Annotated in this window: 16 protein-coding genes; 7 read left to right on the top strand and 9 right to left on the bottom strand. The window is 57.9% G+C overall.

Annotated elements, in window-relative coordinates; genetic code table 11:
- Window positions 1–19: 19 nt before the first annotated feature.
- The gene (locus ACXADJ_RS15605) at window positions 20–745 is read left to right on the top strand and encodes a cation efflux transmembrane domain-containing protein (protein ID WP_475067599.1); all 726 of its coding nucleotides are present in this window, start codon (window positions 20–22) and stop codon (window positions 743–745) included.
- A gap of 97 nt (window positions 746–842) precedes the next feature.
- Here ACXADJ_RS15605 and ACXADJ_RS15600 read toward each other — a convergent pair whose 3' ends face one another.
- Together ACXADJ_RS15600 and ACXADJ_RS15595 are read right to left on the bottom strand one after the other, a co-directional pair.
- A complete protein-coding gene (locus tag ACXADJ_RS15600; protein ID WP_475067597.1) occupies window positions 843–1,487 on the bottom strand; it encodes an LON peptidase substrate-binding domain-containing protein in 645 nt (214 codons plus the stop codon).
- 161 nt (window positions 1,488–1,648) lie between these two features.
- The gene (locus ACXADJ_RS15595) at window positions 1,649–2,203 is read right to left on the bottom strand and encodes a gamma carbonic anhydrase family protein (RefSeq protein WP_475067594.1); all 555 of its coding nucleotides are present in this window, start codon (window positions 2,201–2,203) and stop codon (window positions 1,649–1,651) included.
- A 203-nt stretch (window positions 2,204–2,406) separates the two neighbouring features.
- Between ACXADJ_RS15595 and ACXADJ_RS15590 the strand changes: the two genes are divergently transcribed.
- Entirely contained in the window at window positions 2,407–3,480 is a 1,074-nt protein-coding gene (locus ACXADJ_RS15590; protein ID WP_475067592.1) for an alkene reductase, read from the top strand.
- An 84-nt stretch (window positions 3,481–3,564) separates the two neighbouring features.
- Here the strand turns inward: ACXADJ_RS15590 and ACXADJ_RS15585 are convergent, their stop codons facing one another.
- Genes ACXADJ_RS15585 through ACXADJ_RS15560 form a run of 6 tightly spaced genes read right to left on the bottom strand, consistent with a single transcriptional unit; the run spans window position 3,565 to window position 10,854 of the window.
- Complete coding sequence (locus ACXADJ_RS15585; protein ID WP_475067589.1) at window positions 3,565–4,389, bottom strand: heme ABC transporter ATP-binding protein; 825 nt, start codon at window positions 4,387–4,389, stop codon at window positions 3,565–3,567.
- A 12-nt stretch (window positions 4,390–4,401) separates the two neighbouring features.
- Window positions 4,402–5,523: a FecCD family ABC transporter permease gene (locus ACXADJ_RS15580; RefSeq protein ID WP_475067585.1), complete on the bottom strand. Its 1,122-nt coding sequence runs from the start codon at window positions 5,521–5,523 to the stop codon at window positions 4,402–4,404.
- Between the two features lie 8 nt (window positions 5,524–5,531).
- Window positions 5,532–6,428, bottom strand: coding sequence for a heme/hemin ABC transporter substrate-binding protein (locus tag ACXADJ_RS15575; protein ID WP_475067584.1), 897 nt, complete (start codon window positions 6,426–6,428; stop codon window positions 5,532–5,534).
- Entirely contained in the window at window positions 6,425–7,537 is a 1,113-nt protein-coding gene (locus ACXADJ_RS15570; protein ID WP_475067583.1) for a hemin-degrading factor, read from the bottom strand. The genes ACXADJ_RS15575 and ACXADJ_RS15570 overlap by 4 nt, the downstream gene beginning before the upstream one ends.
- Before the next feature lie 2 nt (window positions 7,538–7,539).
- Window positions 7,540–8,691: an HmuY family protein gene (locus ACXADJ_RS15565; RefSeq protein WP_475067581.1), complete on the bottom strand. Its 1,152-nt coding sequence runs from the start codon at window positions 8,689–8,691 to the stop codon at window positions 7,540–7,542.
- A 54-nt stretch (window positions 8,692–8,745) separates the two neighbouring features.
- Complete coding sequence (locus tag ACXADJ_RS15560) at window positions 8,746–10,854, bottom strand: TonB-dependent receptor plug domain-containing protein (protein ID WP_475067579.1); 2,109 nt, start codon at window positions 10,852–10,854, stop codon at window positions 8,746–8,748.
- Window positions 10,855–11,201: 347 nt separating this feature from the next.
- Here ACXADJ_RS15560 and ACXADJ_RS15555 point away from each other — a divergent pair, with 347 nt between their 5' ends.
- Window positions 11,202–12,053 carry a pirin family protein gene (locus ACXADJ_RS15555; RefSeq protein WP_475067577.1) on the top strand — a complete coding sequence of 284 codons (852 nt, stop codon included), beginning with the start codon at window positions 11,202–11,204 and terminating at the stop codon, window positions 12,051–12,053.
- Between the two features lie 294 nt (window positions 12,054–12,347).
- Here the strand turns inward: ACXADJ_RS15555 and ACXADJ_RS15550 are convergent, their stop codons facing one another.
- Window positions 12,348–14,333, bottom strand: coding sequence for a monovalent cation:proton antiporter-2 (CPA2) family protein (locus ACXADJ_RS15550; RefSeq protein ID WP_475067575.1), 1,986 nt, complete (start codon window positions 14,331–14,333; stop codon window positions 12,348–12,350).
- Between the two features lie 282 nt (window positions 14,334–14,615).
- Here ACXADJ_RS15550 and ACXADJ_RS15545 point away from each other — a divergent pair, with 282 nt between their 5' ends.
- The 4 genes from ACXADJ_RS15545 to ACXADJ_RS15530 all read left to right on the top strand — a co-directional run bounded on the left by ACXADJ_RS15545 (window position 14,616) and on the right by ACXADJ_RS15530 (window position 20,910).
- The gene (locus tag ACXADJ_RS15545) at window positions 14,616–16,166 is read left to right on the top strand and encodes a hypothetical protein (protein ID WP_475067573.1); all 1,551 of its coding nucleotides are present in this window, start codon (window positions 14,616–14,618) and stop codon (window positions 16,164–16,166) included.
- A 377-nt stretch (window positions 16,167–16,543) separates the two neighbouring features.
- Entirely contained in the window at window positions 16,544–18,622 is a 2,079-nt protein-coding gene (prlC, locus tag ACXADJ_RS15540) for an oligopeptidase A (RefSeq protein WP_475067571.1), read from the top strand.
- The gene (locus ACXADJ_RS15535) at window positions 18,622–18,897 is read left to right on the top strand and encodes a YheV family putative zinc ribbon protein (protein WP_028292154.1); all 276 of its coding nucleotides are present in this window, start codon (window positions 18,622–18,624) and stop codon (window positions 18,895–18,897) included. Before prlC ends, ACXADJ_RS15535 begins: the two co-directional genes overlap by 1 nt.
- A 279-nt stretch (window positions 18,898–19,176) precedes the next feature.
- On the top strand, window positions 19,177–20,910 hold the full coding sequence (locus ACXADJ_RS15530; protein WP_475067568.1) for a COG3014 family protein: 1,734 nt from the start codon (window positions 19,177–19,179) through the stop codon (window positions 20,908–20,910).
- The last annotated feature ends 57 nt before the right edge of the window (window positions 20,911–20,967 follow it).

Raw genomic sequence — 20,967 nt, 5'->3', positions numbered from 1 at the left:
ATCCCCGAAGGAGTGTGTTATGTCCGGTTGCTGTGGGCCGTCGGCCGAAGACCAAAGCCAAAGAACCTTGTTATGGACGGTGCTGGTGCTGAATGCGGCCATGTTTGTGGTCGAGTTTGGCGCTGGCTGGGTGGCCCGCTCGAGTGGCCTGATGGCCGATTCGCTCGATATGCTGGCCGATGCGCTGGTGTACGGCTTGAGTCTGTATGCAGTGGGGCGCGGCGTGACTGAAAAGGCCCGCGCGGCGCTATTAAACGGTTCGTTGCAGATGATTCTGGGTGTGGGGGTGTTGCTGCATGTGGGCTGGCGAATCCGTCAGGGCAGTACACCGGAAGCCGATACCATGGGCTGGATTGCAGCGCTGGCGCTGGTGGTGAATGCAGCGTGTTTTGCTTTGTTGTTTAGCCGCCGTTCTGGCGATATTAATCTGCGTGCCAGTTGGATTTGTTCCCGTAACGATATGATCGCCAATGTCGGTGTGCTGGTGGCGGCCGGGCTGGTGGTGTGGTTTGAATCGCCATGGCCGGACTGGCTGATTGCCACGCTGGTGGCGCTGATTATTATCCATTCTGCCTGGGGCATTTTGCGTGATGCGCGGGCCAGCCTGGTAAGCGGTACAGAGGCCTGTGGTATGGAAGTCAGCAGCAGCTGCTGTGCGCCGTCGGCTGCTGGCTCTTCATGCAGTGCGCCAGCCGGGCCTGTGGCGAAGGCAGAGAGTACTTGCTGTGGTGGCAAGTCGGCTTGATGGGCACCCGTGCCCATCCTGTGTGTCGTTTGCAGTGTTGCTGCAATGCCCAGAGGTCGAGGCATGCCTCGACCCTACGGGATAGGGAACCTAGCGTTTATTCACTGGCCTGATTGAGCATTTCCAGCGCGTACGCCAGCCGCTCGGTGACGCAATCCATTTCCAGAATCTGTTGTTGGGTTTCGGCACCAAACGACAGCACGCCAAACAGCTCGAAGCTGAATTCCATCGGGGTTTTAGTGGCCCACAGTTCAATCGGCATGGCTTCTTGCAGTGCCGGTTCGTTTTGCGCCAGTGCCTGCAGTCGTTTCACAATTTTCTCGTGCAGCTGTTCCGCCAGTTGCTGTTCTTCGTCGTCCAGTACCCGGTCTTCAAAGGGTTCGCACTCAAACACCATAAACGGCAGGGTCTGTTTTTCGGCGATGGCCTTGAAGCGTTGTTCTATGTGCACGTTGAGGTACAGGCGGCCGTCGTCGGTGGTTTCCAGCAGCTCACAGCGGCCAGCAGAAAACACCGGGTAGGGCTTGTAGGTGGCCTGATTGGAGCGCAGCGCGGCTTTCAGGTCGTTGTTGGGTTTGCCAAGGCTGACCAGTTTTTCGGTGTGGCAAATGGCGACCAGTGCGTCGTTGTCGAGGCAGTGTTGAATCATCTGACGGTAGCGTGGCTCAAACACGTGCAGCGGGAATACGGTGCCGGGGAAGGTCACGCAGTCCGGAATCGGGAACATGCAGATGTCAGTCATGGGGAACCTCGGCGAATGAAAACAGATGAATCGCTGGCAGCACGGGACTCATCACTATAGACAGCGGCTGGGCTGCCGACAAATCCCGCCTGCCAGTGCGTTGCTGTCAGACTTGCGGTAAAACGGGCGGTCAGGGTGGTGGTAACAGGCTTGGTAACGACTCAGTCGTCCTTGTCGTAACCTTCGGCCAGGTGCTTGTCTTTTAACTTCACGTAGTTACCGGCACCGTAGGTAAAGAAGCTGCGTTCTTTCTCGGTAATCTCCCGAATCGGCTTGGCGGGGGTACCCATGTAGACCCAGCCGCTTTTCAGAACCTTGCCCGGTGTTACGGTGGCACCGGCACCAACGATGACTTCGTCTTCAACCACGGCACCGTCCATGATCATGGATTTCATGCCGATCAGTACCCGGCTGCCAATGGTACAGCCGTGTAGCATGGCCTGATGGCCAATGGTGACGTCGTCACCGATGATCAGCGGGTAGCCGCCGGGGTTGTAGTCGGAGGCGTGGGTAATGTGCAGTACGGCACCGTCTTGCACGCTGGTACGGGCGCCAATGCGAATGTGGTGCATGTCACCGCGAATCACGGCCAGCGGCCACACCGAGCTGTCGTCTCCCAGTTCTACGTCGCCAATCACAACGGCGCTGCAGTCCACAAAGGTACGTTGGCCGAGTGTTGGGGTGTGGTTCTGATAGCTTCTGACACTCTTGCTCATTTGGTGGCGGCTCCATGGTTTGAATAAAGCCGTTACTCTGCGGTCTTTACAGAATGCCTGCAAGTCAGTGGTATTTGGAGAATAGCCGTTCAGCAATATATGCCAGTGCAACGGTCTGTTACTTAAACACCCGCTGAAATATGCAGTCGCAGTGCCCATATAGTGAAGCAAGTTCATTCACCAGCATTGCTTGGAGACTTTTTATGTCGAACACCGAATCTCTTTTTACTGCCGTTAACGCTGGTTCTATCAGCATGGCCAACCGTTTTGCTATGGCACCACTAACCCGCGCCCGCGCTGTTGGTCATATGCCCAATGAATTGATGGCGGAATACTACAGCCAGCGTGCCAGCACCGGCCTGGTGATCACCGAGTGCACCATGGTGACACCGCAAACCTCAGCGTTCGGCAATGACCCGGGTATCTACTCCGACGAACAGGTGGAAGCCTGGAAAAAGGTCACCGAGGCAGTACACGCCAAAGGCGGCAAGATCGTGATGCAAATCTGGCACGCCGGTCGTGCTGCGCATCCATTGCTCAACGACGGCGAGGAAGCGGTATCGGCTTCTGCCATTGCTATCAACGACGAAACCCATACGCCAGAAGGCAAAAAGCCTTACAGCCAGCCGCGCGCGCTGACGACTGAAGAGATCAAGGCGATTGTGGAAGACTTCCGCAAGGGCGCTGCGAATGCCATCAAGGCCGGGTTTGATGGTGTGGAAGTCCACGGTGCCAACGGCTATCTGATTGACCAGTTCCTGCGCGAGAGCGCTAACACCCGTACAGACGAGTACGGTGGTCCAATCGAGAATCGGGCTCGCTTCCTGTTCGAGGTACTAACGGCCGTTACTGAAGAGATTGGCGCTGACAAAGTTGGTTTGCGCTTGTCGCCATTGAACAGCTTCCAGGACATGAAAACCGAAGATCCGGCAAGCTGGATCAGCTGGTTGTCCGAGCAGCTGAACCAGTTCAATCTGGCCTATTTGCATGTGATGCGTGCCGACTTCTTTGGTGTGCAGCAAGCTGATGTACTGGCGCCTGCCCGTGAACACTTCAATGGCCACCTGATGGTAAACATGGGTTATAGCGCCGAAGAAGCGGCTCAGGTGATTGCTGATAACAAGGCCGACTCGGTGGCGTTTGGTGTGCCTATTCTGGCCAACCCGGATTTCCCCGAGCGCGTGAAAGCCGGTGCGGCGTTGAACGAGCCTGATCAGAACACCTTCTACACCGATGGTGCCGAGGGTTATACCGATTATCCGTTTATGGGCGCCTGATTTACTGGCACGGTAGTGCCAGAATCGTTTTAAAAAACCGGATGTTCCATGTGGAACATCCGGTTTTTTATGGACTTGGTAAAGTCACATCCAGAGGGCGTTGCTGGCGGCGTGGCGTTTGGCCAGCTCAATGGGCAGGTCGTAGCATTCTGCCAGTAGTTGGGCGTCGGTGAGTCCCCGACTGTCACCGTGGTACATCACAGCGCCGTTTTTCAGCAGCACAACGGTGTCGGCCCAGCTGGCGGCGAGGGCGACGTCGTGCATCACGGCGATCACGCCAACACCGGATGTGGCGAAGCGGTTTACCGCGTCCATGATGCTGTGCTGGTGGGCCGGGTCGAGGGCCGAGGTGCACTCGTCCAGCAGTAACAGGTGGTTGTCGGTAGCGTTTTCCAGCGCTTGCCAGATTTGCACCAGTACCCGGGCCAGTTGCGCGCGTTGTTGTTCACCACCGGACAGGCTGGGGTAGCGACGGTCGCGCAGGTGCCAGCATTCGGTCAGTTGCATGGCCCGTTCCTGCCAGTGGCGGGTGACGATTTCATCGGTAAAGGGTGTGCGGCCAAGGGCCACCACTTCGCTGACCCGGAACGGGAACATCATTTCAGCATGTTGTGGCATCACCGCAATGCGACGGGCGCGATGATTGCCGTTCAGCGCTGCCAGCGGTTGCTGGTCGAAATGAATGTGGCCAGCGTAGTCGCGGATATCACCGGCCAGACATTTCAGCAGGGTCGATTTGCCCGCGCCGTTAGGGCCAAGAATAGCCAGCTTCTCGCCACAGCCCAGCGTCAGCCGGGTAGGGTGCAGCAGTTGTTTGCCATGGCGTTCTACTGCCACGCCGTCGAGCGTCAGCAGCTCGGCTTGTTTTACCGGGCGGGACACAGGTTCGGTTTGGATAACGTCAGACATGATGACTCTCTATTAGCCCATACGGCCACGGACTTGATGCAGCAGCATCGACAGGAAGAGTGGGCCGCCAATCAAGGCCATCAACAGGCCGACAGGCAGGTCTTGCGGGGCAATGACGTTGCGGGCCAGGGTATCGGCCACCAGCAGCAGCAAACCGCCCGCCAGCGCCGACATTGGTAGCAACAGGCGATGATCCGGGCCAATGATCAGGCGTAGCAAGTGCGGTACGACCAGACCGATAAAACCAATAATGCCTGCCACCGCCACACCGGCACCAACCATCAGTGCCGCGGCGGCCAGCAGCCAGCGTTTGCAGCGTTGTACGTCGAGGCCCAGATGACCAGCCACTTGTTCGCCCAGCAGCATGGCGTTGAGGGCGCGGCCGTAACGCAGGCACAGCAACACGGGCAACAGAATAAACAGGCTCATGGCCATCACTTCCGGCCAACGGCCGTAAGCCAGACTGCCCATCGACCAGAAGGTCATGCTGCGCAGTTGTTGGTCGTCGGCCAGGTAGGTCAGTACGCCGGTCGCGGCTCCGGTTAATACGTTGATGGCGACCCCGGCCAGCAACAGCATGGCGACCTGGGTTTCACCGCGCCAGGTACCGAGTCGATACATCACCCAGGTGACCAGCAAGCCGCCACCAAAAGCGGCCAACGGCAGCGCCAATGGGCCGGTCAGATCGGCCCAGAAAAACAGCATCGAATCCGACAGCACAATCACCGCCACCGCAGCCAGTGCGGCACCGCTGGCAACCCCAATCAGGCCGGGGTCAGCCAATGGGTTGCGAAACACGCCCTGAGTGACCACACCCGCCACCGCCAAACCGGCACCGACCAACAGCGCCAGCAACACTCTGGGTAAACGCAGCTCGCGCACAACCCAGTCGTTGGAGCCGGCAATGGCATCACCGTGCAGCAACGACCACAACGAATCGAACACCTGTGAGGGGCTGATCGCTACCGGCCCCCAGCACAGCGCAACCACGACGCCTGCGCCAAGGCCACTCAGCAACAGCAACCACAATAGCCGCTGGCGGTTCACGATGGGTGTATTGCTGTCTGCGGTACTGATGTTGTCGCTGCTGTCTTTGGCGCTGCTACGAACAGAATCGGCTGAGGCGGTAGTCATGGCACAGATTACTCGGCGGTGGCCGTTTCAGATGGCAGGGGCTGTGGATACCAGATCAGATCCACCAGCTGGTCTATCGCTTGCGGCAGGCGTGGGCCAAAGCCCAGCGTCAGACTGACGTCCACCGCGTGTATGCGCTGTTGCTGCATCGCCGGTGTCATCGCCAGCGTTTCATTGACCTGATCCGCTGCGCCCGGCTGGGTATGGCCAACAATCACCACCTCCGGTGCCGCCTGAATCGCGCCTTCCGGGCTGATGGGCTTGTAGCCCGGGTAATCTACCGCGTTACGGGTATTCAGCAGTTGTAGCATGGCTTCGGCCTGGGTGCCGTGACCGGCGGCCATCAACCCCCGGTTGCCAGCGCCCAGCAGGAACAGGGTCGCCGGTGCTGGTTGGTCCGGAATGCGGGCCAGTGCCTTGCGGGCTTGCTGTTCAATTTGCTGTTTCAGGGCATTGCCAGTGGCGGGTTGGCCCAGAGCTTTGGCGACTACATCGACCTTGTTCAGAACACCTTCCAGACTGTAGTCCTTGCGGGTGCGCACAATGGTTACACCGGCGGCTTGCAGCTGTTCAAACACGCTGGCCGGGCCGGCGTCTTCGGTGGTCAGAATCAGATCCGGTTGCAGCGACAGGATGCCCTCTACCGACAGCTGACGCATGTAGCCTACCTGCGGCAGTTGTTGCGCTTCGGCCGGGTAACGGCTGGTGGTATCAACGCCCACCAGCTGTTGTTGCTGGCCCAGTGCATAAACGATTTCGGTGATCGAGCCGTCAATGCTGACGACCCGTTGGCCCTGCTCCGGGGTGGCAGCATCGGCTTTGGGGGCGGCCAGCAGTACGGCCAACCCCAACAGCAAGATGGCTGCTCCCAGCAGTTTTTTCAGATTCATGGTGTCGGCACTCACGCGGTTTGCTCCTGCGGGATGTCCAGCTTGTGCAGGCTGGCAATGCTTTGCAGCAAAGTGCGCCATTCACTGCGTTCCGGCTGGCCGTTTTCGCGCTGACCAAACAGCATGGCCAGTTGTTGGCCATTACGGTCGAACACTTCCACCGAGCTGATGATGCCGTCGCTGGTGGGTTTGCGTACCAGCCAGGCAGAGCCAATCTGGTCGGTGCTGGCGTGCAGGTTGAAACCGTCATCCAGTACGTTGAACCACGGGCCCAAGCGCTTGAGGTTGTGAACCGGGCCGGTGTGGATCTGAATACAGCCCTTGTTGCCAACAAACACCATGATTGGCATTTGGGTTTCGCGGGCGCTTTCCAGCGCCTGCTCAAAGGCTTCCGTGGCCAGTGGCATGGCAAATTCGTTGCCGATGGCCTCGTAGGCCGGTACGCGATTGAGGTTGTGCTTTTTCAGCATGGCCTGGAAGTGGTGCACGTCCTTGAGTGCTTTCCAGTCCTGATTGAGGGCATCGGCGTCCAGCTCTACCGGCGCGCCCAGTAGCGATTCTTCCACCACAGCGGTGGTGTTCAGCTCGGCGCTTTGGTCGGCGGCGAGGAACTCGCTCACCAGTTGCTGCCATACGTTCAGGTCGCTGCCGTCGCGGGCATAAACCTTGTGAACGGCGGTGCCGCTGGCGTCAAAGAATTGCAGGCTGCGACGCAGGCCATGAGGCGTCTGGTTTTCCACTTCAAAACCAAACACGAAGTGGTTCAGAAACAGGCGCAGGTCGATGGTGCCCAGTGCCAGGCCCATTTGGCGCTCGGCCGGGCCGTGCAGGGTCAGGTCTTTGAATTGACCGGTTTTCTCGTGAACCATGGCGGCGTTGCGGGTCAGCACCATGACTTCGCCAACCTGCTCCAGTTGCTTCAGCAAGGGGCCAAACGGCCCTTGCAGACGACGCACGGTTTGCTGCTGGAACTCGCCACCATTGAGTTGGCTGGCCAGCAGTTCGGCTTCGCTGGTGTCCAGCAATTCGGCGGCATCACGAATGCGCAGTTTCGGCTGGTCTTCGACCAGCCGCTGCCAGGCTTCTGCCAACGGCAGTGATTTGAAATCGAGTGGCGTGGTCATGCTTATTCCTCGGTGGCCAGGGGGCGGAAGCGGATTTCCGGGCTGCCGGAGTCGCCCAGGCTGTAGTAGTCAGACACTTGCAGGGCAATTTGGGCGCTGCTTTCGTCGCTGCTGTCAAGGTCGATCAGATAGGTACGGAAGTTTGGCCACAGCTTGTGTGCGCCTTCCAGGTTGTAGGCGTACCAGCTTTGTTCGGCAAACAGGCCTGTGCTGCTGTCGGTGCTGTAGTGGCTGGAAATGTCGTAGCCATTAACGTTGGTTGCACTGGTGTAGCTGGCCAGGGTATCGGTGGATTGAGGGCCAAACACGGCCGCACTGCCAGAGCCGTATACGCCGCCGTTGGTCCAGATGTTCACGGCGCGGTTGGCGGCGTCGTACTGGTACATCCATTCCCAATCGTCACTGCTGTCGCAGTCGACAGCGGCTGCGGTATCCAGATCCAGACAGATCAGGGTAGCGTCGGAGCTGCTGGCGTCGTCGGCAAAGGTGGCGCTGAACGTGTATTCGGTGTCTGCGAACTGAACGGTGTCAGCGGCCTGGGTGACGTAGCTCAGGCTGATGCCGGAAGAGCTGACTTCGGTAATGAACACCTTGCTGTAGGTTGCCGCATCGGCATGACGCAGCAGGTAGCCAACGCTGGTATCGGCGCTGATGGTGTGGGTGGTGAAGTCGTAGCTGTACCAGTCGGTGGTGGCGGGTTCGTTGGCGTCAGCCTGGTAGGTCAGGGTGCTGGTGTCGTAGGCAACGCTCAGGGCTTCGGCTTCGATATCGGCATCGGCATTCAGGAACACGGACGCGTTGGCGTTACCTTCGTCGTCATAGAACTCGTCCTGGGCGTCAGCAACGGCTGCTTGTACGGAGCCCGGGCCAGAATCACCACCGTTCAGCATGATGGCGGTACGACGCAGGGCGATATCCCACTCTGTTGATGCTGCCGCTTCTTCAGCGGTCAGTGTCAGCACGGCGCCAGATTCCAGGTCAACGTACTGCCAGTCGGTGTAGCTGGCGGCATTCACTTGCAACGTGGTGTAGGCGGCAACGTCACTGTCTGAATCGCTGCTGTCGTCTGAATCGCTGTCGGAACCACAGCCAGTCAGGGCCACGGCGGCCATCATGGCCATCAGTAATGCGTTGGGTTTGGAGGTGATGTTCATTGCTTGGGCTCCTGTTCTCTGTATAGGTAATTCGTTGTTGTGTGCTGCTTTTTTTTAGAATCGGAAGTCGAAACCGGCGTAGATGTAACGGCCTTCGGTGGGTCGACGGTCGTAGTTGTCATCGCCGCTGCGGACGCTATCCGTGAGGTTCTTGATGCCGCCGAACCAGCGTTGGTCAAAGCCGTACCAGTCGCTGCTGAGGCTGGCGGTGAGGTCCCAGCGCCAGTAGGCCGGTGAGGTTTCCAGCGCCGTCTCGGTGACGGATGAGTAGAAGCTACCTTCGTATTCACCCATCAGGTTGAGGTTGATGTTGTCGCTGGCGTCCCACAGCCAGATCAGCTTGGCGTGATGTTTGGCGCGGTTCGGCAGCGGTAAATCACTGCCGAGGTTGCGGGCGTCGAGGTAGCTGAAGGACACCCGCTGCTGTAATTCGCGGTTGATTTGCCATTGGCTCGACAGCTCATAGCCGCGGGTGCGGGCCTCTTCGATGTTGCCGTAGCTGTAGATGGTGGCGCCGGTTGAGGGATCGATGGTGCCGGTGTTCTCGGTCTCAATCAGGTCGCCGATGCGGTTTTGGAATACCGACATTTCGACATGCCAGCTGTACTTGTTGGTGACCAGTACCGATGCCTGGGTGCTGACAGAACGCTCTGGCTCCAGATCCGGGTTGCCTTCGACGATGTAGCCATAAATGCTGTGATCAAAGGTGTAGTGGCGTTCCTTGAGGTTGCCGACTCGGTAACCCGCTCCCCAGCTCTGGCGGGTTTGCAGCTGCCAGTCGCCGCCCATGGACCAGTTTTGACGGGCACTCAGTGTCGGGGCCAGATGGCTGCCAAAGTCGCTGTCGTATTGCGCACGCAGGCCCACTCCGACGGTGAAGTCAGCGGCGCCGGAATCCGGATTTTTGGGCCCCAGGCCGAGCGTCGCCTGGCTGAACACATCGGTGCTGTTGCGTTTGCCACCGACTTCGACCGAGCGCATTTCCAGCAGCCCATCGCCAATGTCGGTGTAAGTAATGCTGTCGGTCACGACAACGCCGTCGGAGGCATCGTCGGTATCGGTTTCATAGTCCTGCAGGTCGCCCAGCTTCAACTGGCGTTTGTGCTGTTTGATGTCTTCACGAAAGTGCTCGATGCCTGCCACCAGTTGCAGCGTTGGCCCGTTCGCCAGTGACAGCAGATCGCCGGCGGAAGACCACTCGGCACTGACTTTTTGCTGGCGATAGTGGGCCTTGCGTTGTAAGCGACCGGCGTCGATATTGCTGTCGGTGTTTTCTTGCAGGGTGGCGTCGTACTGCTGCTGGGCCATGGCCGTCAGGCCAAAGCGGCCATTGGCGCTGTTCTGGTAAGCCGACAGGTTGATGCCGCGGCGTACCAGATCTTCGTATTTGTTGGTGGTTTCGCTCAGACGTTGTTGCAGGTCTTCCAGATAGTGACTGACGCCGACGTTGATACCGCCATTGTTGGCTTCGCTGGTATTCCAGTGGTAGCCCAGCTGTGCGTTGGAATTGGTCTTACTGCCGTCGAAGCCATTGGAGGCATAGCTGTCGGGGTTGAGGTCAACTTCTGAAGAATCCCGACGGTCGATGCTTACCTGACCACTCCAGACCTCTGAATTGAGTCCGGCGCTGACCAGATAGTGGCGTTGCGGTGCCAGGCTATCGCTGAGTTCGTCGTCGCCGTAGCTGCCAGCTTCGCTCAGCAAGCGCAGCTGACTGGGCTGCTGGCGGGTGATTACGTTGACCACACCGCCCATGGCGGCACTGCCATACAGCGAGGAGGCAGCGCCGGGCACCACCTCAATGCGTTCAACGTCCAGTGCGGTTAGCTGGGTAACGTCGACGGTAGAGCCGGTGGTCGCCGATACCGGCTGGCCGTTGACCAACACCAGCACGCGGTCGCCATTGAAGCCCTGCAAATGCACTTCCTTGCCGGTGCGACCGTGAATTTCTCGCAGCTGAATGCCCGGCACCAGTCGCAGGGCGTCAGCCAGATCGCGGCTTTGCAGACGCTCGATGTCTTCGCCTTCCAGCACCTGGGTACGCATGGTGGTGTTGGCCAGTGGTTCCAGCGTGCGGCTGGCGGTGATGACCATGGGTTGCAGCATCATCGGGCTGTCGTCGTTCTCGTCGCTGCTGTAATCAGCGGTTTGTGAGGCAGACACCGCGGCAGCAAGGGCAGATGGTGCCCCGACAGCACAGCTTAAACCGGTGATGGATGACAAAAGAACCAAATGACGCCAGTACCGCACAGCATACTCCGACAATAACGAGAATCGTTATTATTTGAAGTGTTTTTTAGTGATTCGTCAACGATAATTATTCGTATTTACATTATGGAGACAGATCGTTCTGTCATCGAAACAACCATCCAGATACCCCTCAAGCAACCCTTTGAATAACCAAAGAAACAACCAAAGAAACAACCACAACATAGTGTCTTGCCATCCTCTGGTTGACCGCCTGACGAGGCTTCGGAATCATGATGTAAAACGGGATTTGGGAGGGCACCATGGCGCGTTTGTTAACAGGCAAAACACGGGATCTGGATGGCATCAGCGTGACGCGCATTTTGCCGCATGGGCAAAAACGCATGGTTGGCCCGTTTGTCTTCTTCGACCGCATGGGCCCGGTGACCTTTGAAGCGGGTACTGGCCTGAACGTGAAACCACACCCGCACATTGGCTTATCGACCATCACCTACCTGCTGCAAGGCTCGATTCTTCATCGCGACAGCTTGGGCAATGAACTGGAAATCCTGCCGGGAGAAGTGAACTGGATGGTGGCCGGCAAGGGCATTGTGCATTCCGAGCGCGAAACCGAAGCGGTGCGTGGTGTCAGGCACCTGTTGAATGGCATTCAGGCCTGGGTGGCGCTACCGGCAGAACAGGCCGACTGCGAGCCCGCCTTTGACCACTACCGCCGTGAGCAACTGCCAGCTGTGGTGCAGGACGGGGCCAACGGCATCCTGATTGCTGGCACTGCTTATGGCCAGAGCTCACCGGTGAAAACCCACAGCCCGATGTGTTACCTCGATCTGAGCCTGCAAACAGGCGCTCTGTTGCAAGCCCCGCCAGAAGCGCAAGAGTGCGCGGTGTATGTGCTCGAAGGCCAGATCATGGTGGCCGACGAACTGTTTTGCGATGGCGATTTTGTGCTACTGGATACCGATGAAACGGTGACCGCGCTGCAACACAGCCGACTACTGATGCTCGGCGGCGACCACTGGCCAACGATTCCACGGATTAACTGGAATTTTGTCTCGTTCGATTGGAGTCGCATCGAACAGGCCCGGGATGATTGGCAGCAACAGCGTTTTGCCTCCATTCCGGGCGATGATCAGGAATACACGCCGCTGCTCTGAGCCTATTTGTGTGAAAGAGCTGTGGGCGAGATCGGCGGTAAAAAGCGGTGTGAAATAGTTGTGGGAGAGAGCTTGCTCTCGAAACTATCTAGCCATGCAAGCCCAGAGCACAGGCAGCCCTTGTATCGGGAATCAATTCCCTCCTACAGCGTTATTCCCGTAGGGCGCGGCCTGCAGGCTGCCAGAACGGTGTTGTCGAATTTGGAAAGGACTGGTCATTCCGCTGCATTCGCCGCCTTGTTCTGACAACCTGCAGGACTCGCGCAGAGCTGTGCAGAGTTATTCAGAGGGTCCCTAGGCAGGCAAATTATCGTCTTCGTCGCTGTTTTCTTCTTGCTGCCGACGCTTGCGCTCTTTCACAACCTCCGACACCGCCTTGCTCGATACATACTCGGCCACCGGCATCACGGTGCGTGTGTCGTCTTCAAATGCTTCGTCGGTATCGAGTTCATCGGCTTTCTGCATCGCCTTGTAGAGTGCTTCCTGCAGGTTGATCACCAGGCCCCGGTAATGATCGTTAAAGCCTTTTTCACCGCCCTGATCGCGCCAGCTGAGGTACAGTTTTTCGCGGAAACGGGCTTCGGTTTTGTTGAACACCGCCTTGCGTTGTTCGGCGACGATATCGCTGTAACCCAACATGCGTAGCGCCTGGCTACCGGCTTCCAGTGCCGAATAGTAGGTTTCGGTGATCACAAAGTCGGCACCTGCGTCCTGCAGTTTGTAGTGATGACCCCGGTCGAACGCCCGGGCGATGATTTTGACATGGGGGTAACGGCGCTTCACAAAACGCACCAGATTGAGCACGTGCTTCTTCTCGTCGATGGCAATCACCAGCAGGCTGGCTTCGGCAATACCGGCGGTTTCCAGCAGGTCGGGGCGGGTGGCGTCGCCGTAATAGCCTTTGACGTTGATGCGGCGCATCAGCTCAATCTGGCTGATCTTGTGGTCCAGCAAGACGGTATCAAAACCATTGGACACCAGCAGACGATTCACCACCTGGCCGAAGCGGCCAACCCCGGCAATGATCACCGGACCATGATGTTCAATGGCATCGGCGTCGCGCTGATCTCCGCTGCGGCTCAGATTGGGAAACACCACCTTTTCCAGCAGGATAAACAGAGCCGGGGTCAGGAACATCGACAACGCCACCACCAACGACAGCAGCTGCGACTGCTCGGCCGACAACACGTGCACACTGTAGGCATAAGTCAGCAGTACAAAGCCGAATTCACCGGCTTGGGCGAGGCTCATGGCAAACTGCCAGCGGTCGCCGGTTTTCAGCTTGAACAAGCGTGCCAGCGCCGCCAGTACCAGACCTTTGGCCAGCATCAGTGCCAGCGTCAGCCCAACAATGGTCAGCAGCTGCGAGGCCAGCAATGCAAAGTCGACACCGGCCCCTACGGTGATAAAAAACAGCCCCAGCAGCAGCCCCTTGAACGGCTCCATATCGCTTTCAATTTCATGGCGAAACTCACTGCTGGCCAGCACCACGCCGGCCAAAAAGGCCCCCAGTGCCGGTGACAGTCCTACCAGATGCATCAGTGCTGCAATGCCGACCACCAACATCAGCGCGGTGGCGGTAAAAATCTCGCGGGCATGGGACTTGGCCACGTATCGAAACAGCGGCCGACTGAGAAAATGGCCACCCAGCACCACCGCAGCTACCGAGGCCAGTACCGCGAGGGTTTTGCCCCACATCGGCAGATGCGCCACCAGACTGAGGTCGTCACCGTGGCTGGCGGCGGCAGAGCCTGCCTGTTGCAGTTCGGGTAGCGCCAGTAATGGGAACAGCGCCAGCATCGGGATGACGGCGATGTCCTGAAACAACAACACCGAAAACGCGCTGGTGCCGCCATCGGTTTTGTTGAGGTTCTTCTCGTTGAGGGTCTGCAACACGATGGCGGTCGAAGACAGCGACAAAATCATTCCCACCGCAACGGCGGTGGGCCATTGCAGCCCCAGCCAATGGGCTGCCACGGCAACCAGTGCACTGGTCAGCACCACTTGCAGGCCACCGAGGCCGAACAGCCGATCGCGAATGCCCCACAAGGCTTTGGGCTGCAACTCCAGCCCCACCAGAAACAGCATCATCACCACACCAAATTCGGCAAAGTGCTGAATGGTGGTGGTTTCACTGCCTACCAGTCCCAGTACCGGACCGATCAGTACCCCGGCAATCAGATAGCCCAGCACCGAGCCAAGCCCAAGTTGCTTGGCCAGTGGCACCAGCACCACGGCAGCGGCCAGATAAATAAACGCCTGAATAAAGTATTCGGTCATGGAAGGTCCAGAGTGGCAGGTAGCAACAGCAGGGAGACAGTATTTCACTGCAAACGTGCGCCGCAAAGGGAGAACAGCGGAACAATGCATCGCGAGTTTGTTAAAGGTCGGGAGGGTGTCACAAGGCCGCTGGCGGATGAGAACGAATTGGCATTTTTGCCGCCTCGGCGAGGTCATTTTATCGCCGTGGGTTTTCGATTTTTTCAGCGGTGATAATATCGTTGTAATTAACAATAAGATAAATAAAAAACACAACACAGAAGCACCGCGAAAGGAGCTCGCATGAACCCTCATCACATCTTGCTGAGTGCGTTATTGTTTGCCGCCAGCCAGCCTGGCAACACAGCAGAGCGCGACGATTACGACCTTGATAACGACGGCCTTATTGAAATCAACGACCTCGCCGACCTCGATCAGATTCGCCACGAATACGACGACAGCAGCGGCTGGCAAATGCTTTACGGCCAAACCCTTTACGGCGCTTCCGACGGCTGCCCGGAAGCAGGCTGTCATGGTTATGAATTGGCCAACGACCTCAACTTCGACACCAACCTCAACGGCGAATTTGATGCCGACGATGCCTACTGGAACGAAGGGTTGGGGTTTGCGCCCATTGGCGACGGCTTTGCCATGAAGCTGGCGGCTGAATTTAACGGCAACGGCCACCGGATTCTGAATTTGACCATCAACCGCCCGGGTGAATCCTTCACTGGCCTGTTTTCCTACGCCGAAGAAGCCAACCTTCACGACCTGATCCTGCACGCTTCAATTCAAGGGGGCGACAACAGCGGGGCTTTGCTGGGCTACGGCTGGCGTACCCAGGTGAGCAATATTCAGGCGCAAGTCACCATGGATGGCGACGACAGCCGATATCTGGGCGGTTTGTTGGGCTTTATGGATGACAGCCCGGCCATCAGCAATCTGATAGTGGATGCCGATATTCGCAATGGTACCTACACCGGCGCGGTGGCCGGTGGCATGGGAACCGCCAGCGCCATTACCGCGGTGGCGGTGCGTACTACAGCTCAAAACGTTACCCAGGCCGGCGGTGTGGTTGGCTACAGCAACAACAGCCAGTTGCAGTGGGCCTACGCCGAAGTCGATATGACCGCCGCGCCAGCATGGGTGGACGGTAACATTGGCGGCACCCTAGGTGGTCTGATTGGCAACAGCAGCTACGACAGCATCCGTGATGTGCTGCTCACCGGAACGGTGGCGGCCGCCCCGGCGGTTGATCACTACGCTCGCATTGGCGGGGTGTTGGGTCAGGACAGTGACCCGGTACTGAACTACGGAACGCAGCTTGAGCGGGTCATCAGCCTGGTGCGCGTGAACGACGAGCACAGCAATAACTTCACTGGTGCGCTGGTCGGCGAGGGCATTTATTTGAATCTGTCGGAAGCCTACTGGCCTTATGATTTCAGTAACCGCTATGCCATCGGCAACGAACAGGCGGGTTACCGCGAGGTTGCCTCGACCGCCAGTCTGGCGGATATCCAGTGCGCAGATAACCAGCAAGATGGTTGCAACGGGCTGGTATTCACGGGGTTTGCGACATCTGGTGCCAGCGGCTACTGGAATTTTGGCAGCGACAGCGAAGCGCCTGCGATGACGGTGGCCGGGCACGAAGTAGGTGACCGCGATGGCGACGGCGTTACGGATGTGTGGCCGGCGCTGGATCTCAGCTGGCCCGAGCCTGAACCCGAGCCAGAGCCAGGTTCGGAATCCGGCGGTTCATCCGGTGGCAGCGGCTGGTTGTTGTTGCCGCTGTTACTGCCCATCTCGCTGTTGGGGATGCGAGGTCGTCGTCGCCGTGCTGATTCAGCGGCTTAATCATGGTCATAGTTTGCTGACCATTGCGGCGGTGAAAACCGCCGCGCTACTTGAAAACCCGCGATTCGGCCCAAATACTGTAGGGGACAACTATTTGATCCTGTACGGCTCTGCGCGAGTGTTGCCGTTGTTCAGTGCAAGGCGACGAATGCAGCGGAATGACGTGTCCTTACCAAATTCGTCAACACAGCAATGGACGGCGGTAACCCGCGCCCTGCGGGGGCTGCCGGATGATCTCGACTCTGTGTCGCCGACTTTTGACTTGACCCGTCAGGCCTGCAACTCGGCTTCGTGATTCGAAACCATCCGGCAGCCCAGAGTGAGCACCGGATTAAATAGATGTCCCCTCATGACCCAGTGATTATCGGAACGCACTTATGTCGAATCCATTGCTCGAAAATCAGGTTCTGCCAGCCTTCTCGGCGATTGAACCTGCCCACGTCAAACCAGCGATTGAATCCCTGCTGAACCGCAATCGCGAGCGTCTGGCCAAACTGCTGGCAGACCTCAAAGCTTCTGGCGAAACGCCGAGCTGGGATAACTTTGCGGCTCCAATCGAACAGTGGGATGACGAACTGAGCAAGGCATGGTCGCCAGTGGGCCACCTCAACGGCGTGAAAAACTCCGAAGAACTGCGCGAAGCCTATAATGCCTGCCTGCCGCTGCTGAGCCAGTACAGTACTGAAATTGGCCAGAACACCGAGCTGTGCAATGCCTACAAGGCTCTGAAAGCCTCGCCGGAATTCGACCAGCTAAGCGTGCAACAGCAAACCACCATCAACAACGAACTGCGTGACTTCCATCTGGCCGGTGTGGATTTGCCGGAAGACAAGAAGAAGCGCTTTGGCGACATCAGCCAGCGTTTGTCCGAGCTGACCAGCAAGTTCAGCGAAAACGTACTGGACGCCACCCACGCCTGGCACAAGCACATCACCGATGAATCCATGCTGGACGGTCTGCCAGACAGCGCCAAACAGCTGTTAGGTCAGCTGGCACAGCAGAAAGAGCTGAGTGGCTATGTGGTAACGCTGGACTTCCCGGCCTTCTATCCGATTCTGACCTACGCCGACAACCGCGAACTGCGCGAAGAGGTATACCGCGCCAACGTCACCAAGGCGTCTGAAGTTGGCCCTAACGCCGGTCAGTTTGATAACAGCGAACTGATGAAGGAAATCCTCGAGCTGCGCTACGAAAAAGCCCAGCTGCTGGGTTACGCCAGCTACGCCGAGCTGTCGGTGGCCAGCAAGATGGCCGAGTCTGCCGAACAGGTGCTCGATTTCCTCGACGATCTGGCGGTTAAGGCCAAGCCTCAGGCCGAGCGTGAAATGGCCGAGCTGAAAGCCTTCGCCAAAGAAGAATTTGGTGCCGACGACCTGCAACCATGGGACGTGGGTTACTACGCTGAAAAACTGCGTCAGCAGCGTTACGCCATTTCGCAGGAAGATATCCGTCCGTACCTGCCGGTGGATACCGTGATCAAGGGCATGTTCAAGACGGTATCGAACCTGTTCGATCTGGAATTCGTTGAAAAAACCGATTTCGACACGTATCACCCGGACGCCCGTTTCTTTGAAATTCATAAAGACGGCCAGCAGCTGGCGTCTTTCTATCTGGATCTGTACGCCCGCGAGAAAAAGCGTGGCGGTGCCTGGATGGACGTTTGCCGTACCCGTCGCAACACCGAATCTGGCCTGCAGCTGCCGGTGGCCTATCTGGTGTGTAACTTCACTCCGCCAGTGGGCGACCAGCCTGCGCTGCTGACCCATGATGAGCTGACCACGCTGTTCCACGAGTTTGGCCATGGCTTGCATCACATGCTGACCCGCATGGACGTTGCCGCCGTGAGCGGTATCTCGGGTGTGGCCTGGGATGCGGTGGAGCTGCCAAGCCAGTTCCTTGAAAACTGGTGCTACGAGCCGGAAGCGCTGGCGTTTATTTCTGGCCACTATCTACATAAAGACGGGGAAACCGGCGAGCCACTGCCACAGGAGCTGCTCGATAAACTGCTGGCGGCGAAGAACTTCCAGTCCGCCATGGCGACCGTGCGCCAGCTCGAATTTGCGCTGTTCGATTTCCGCCTGCATCACGAATTCCGCGATCAGGGGGCCGATGTACAAGCACTGCTGGACGACGTGCGCTCGAAAGTGACCGTGGTTCCTACTGTCGACTTCAGCCGCTTCCAGCACAGCTTTACCCACATCTTCGCGGGTGGTTACGCCGCCGGTTACTACAGCTACAAGTGGGCCGAAGTACTGAGTGCTGATGCCTTCTCCCGTTTTGAAGAAGAAGGCATCTTCAACAAGGCCACCGGCCAGAGCTTCCTGGATGAAATCCTCAGCCAGGGCGGCTCCCGCGAAGCCGGAGTGCTGTTTGAAAACTTCCGTGGCCGCGCGCCATCGGTGGAACCGCTGCTGCGTCACTGCGGAATTGACGTTACTGAAGGAGAACCTGCCTGATGTCCGAAGCCATTCAACGCCCACGCCGCTTTATCGCTGGCGTGGTATGCCCACGGTGCGCCGAAATGGACAAAACGGTGATGTTCTCCAACGACGCCGGTGAGGAAGTGCGCGAATGCATTGCCTGCGGCTTTGTTCAAACCTCGACCGAACAGGCGCAGGAAGACGCGCTGGCCACCGAGCTGACCACCCGGGTGACCCCGATGGACGGCAAGGCGCTCTACGATGACGAAGAAAAGCCTTTGAAAATCATGGGGTTGGAGCCGAAGGAGTAATTTTTCGGCCGGGCGGTTGTGGTGTATTACGCCTTCAGCTAATACACCCTACGATCTGTTTTTGTAGGTTGGGCCCCACCCAACAATTGCTGGGCATGGCCCAGCCTACGAGCTGTTGTTTTGTAGGAGGTCGCTTGCTGCCGATGGCTTATCGAGAGCAAGCTCTCTCCCACAATCATGGTCAGACCCCAGACCCAGACCCGCGATTTCCACAAACCCATTGGTCGGCTGACCACTCTCCGCTAGACTGAACGCATCGTTTTCAAGGAGAGAAATCGCGTGCTGTCACACTGCACAAGATTCCTGACCATTACCTGCTTACTGTTGTGGCTGAACGGCTGTGCGACCTACAGCGCGGGCCTGCAGTCCATGTACAACGATCTCAAGCAAGGTAACTTTCAGGCGTCGGAGGACAAGCTCAAACAAGCCCTGTCGCCCAATGGCGCCGACCGCTTGCTGTACTTTCTGGAGCTGGGCGTCATCCAGCATCTGGATGGCGACTACGCCGCCAGTAACCAATCTTTCGAACAGGCCGAACGGGTTTCCGAACAGCTGGAAACCACCAGCATCATGAATCAGACCCTGGCGATGTTTTCCAATGCCCGTCAGGCGGATTACGCCGGTCAGATGCATGAAAAACTGCTGATCAATTACTACAAGGCACTCAACTACCTCGGTTTGGCCAGTCAGGCCAGCAGCCGTAACCAGAAGCTGGATGCACTGGACGGCGCGCGTGTAGAAGCCCGCCGCATGATCATCAAACTCAATGACCTCAACGACCAGTTGGGGGATTACGAGGAGGCCAAGGCCGATTCCGACAGCTCGTTCAATAAAATCATGCAGCTGCTCAGTGCGCTTAACGGCGAGCAGTTTGACAAGAACACCCTGATTTACCGCGACGATGCCCTGGCTCATTACCTCACCGGCCTCAGCTTTGAAATGAACGGCGAGTACGACGATGCCCGCATCAGTTACCGCAAGGCGGCGGAAAGCTACGAGCAGGGCTACGCCGAGCAGTTTCGTCTGGGCACCGACATGACCCGTCAGGCGTGGCTGGATACCGCTCGGATGATGCGTTTCAGCGGTGGCTTTGACGACGAGGTCAAGGACATTGCCGAACACAAACTGACCGCCGAACAACGCGACGCGTTGCAACAGGCCAGTCCCAGCGATGCCCAGCTGATGGTGGTCGAGCACAAGGGCTTTGCGCCGCCGCTGGAAGAAATGAACCTGCAAATGTGGGCCGATCCCAACACCCGTTCGCTGAAAATCCGGCCGATCTCCGGTGGCCGTGACGCCTGGACCTGGTTCTACATGCTCTACGCCGACAAGGGCGTCTACAACATCATTACGGCGTACCTGGATGCCAAGGCCGGTAATTTCCCCATCACCCCGTTTGTGAAAACCATTTATCTGGGGCCGCTGTGGAGCACGCTGGAAGACCTGAATCTGGATACGGCGATCAGTGGCTTCTTGCGCGTCACGGTGCCGTACTACAAGCCCTTGCCGGTACTGGGCAGCAGCAATTTGCAGATTGCTCCGGTTAATATCGCGAATAACACCCAAACCAGCAGCCAAGCCAATTCCCGCACCTTACAGCAGACACAGCGACTGACACTGGAAAAGGCCGCCAGCCCGGCGCAAATGGGCTTGCAGCAAAAGTTGCTGACGTCCTCTTCGGAAATTCAACAGGCGCTGGCGCGCTCGGCCATCAAGGCGCTGTCGGTGAAGAGCATTGGCAGCTCGGTGGATTCTTCCGGGCTGTTGGCCTTTGCCGGTGGCTTGCTGACCCAGCTGACCGAGGCGTCGGAAACCCGCAGCTGGCAGCTGTTGCCACAGGATATTCGCATTCGGCGCATGACGCTGGCGGCAGGGGAGTACGACCTGACACTGACATCCGAGCTGGAAACCGGTATCCGTGAGAACCACAATACCCGAATGACACTCAAACCGGGTCAGATCGGCCTGTGGCAAGTGCGCTCGATGGGCAACACGCCAACAACCGATTACTGATTAATAACCGATTACTGATATTGCTGGTCTGACGGCCAGTCCACACAGGCAGAGGAC

Source organism: Oceanobacter sp. ABM4_470 (assembly GCF_056158645.1).
This window is presented reverse-complemented; position numbering and strand designations above follow the sequence as displayed.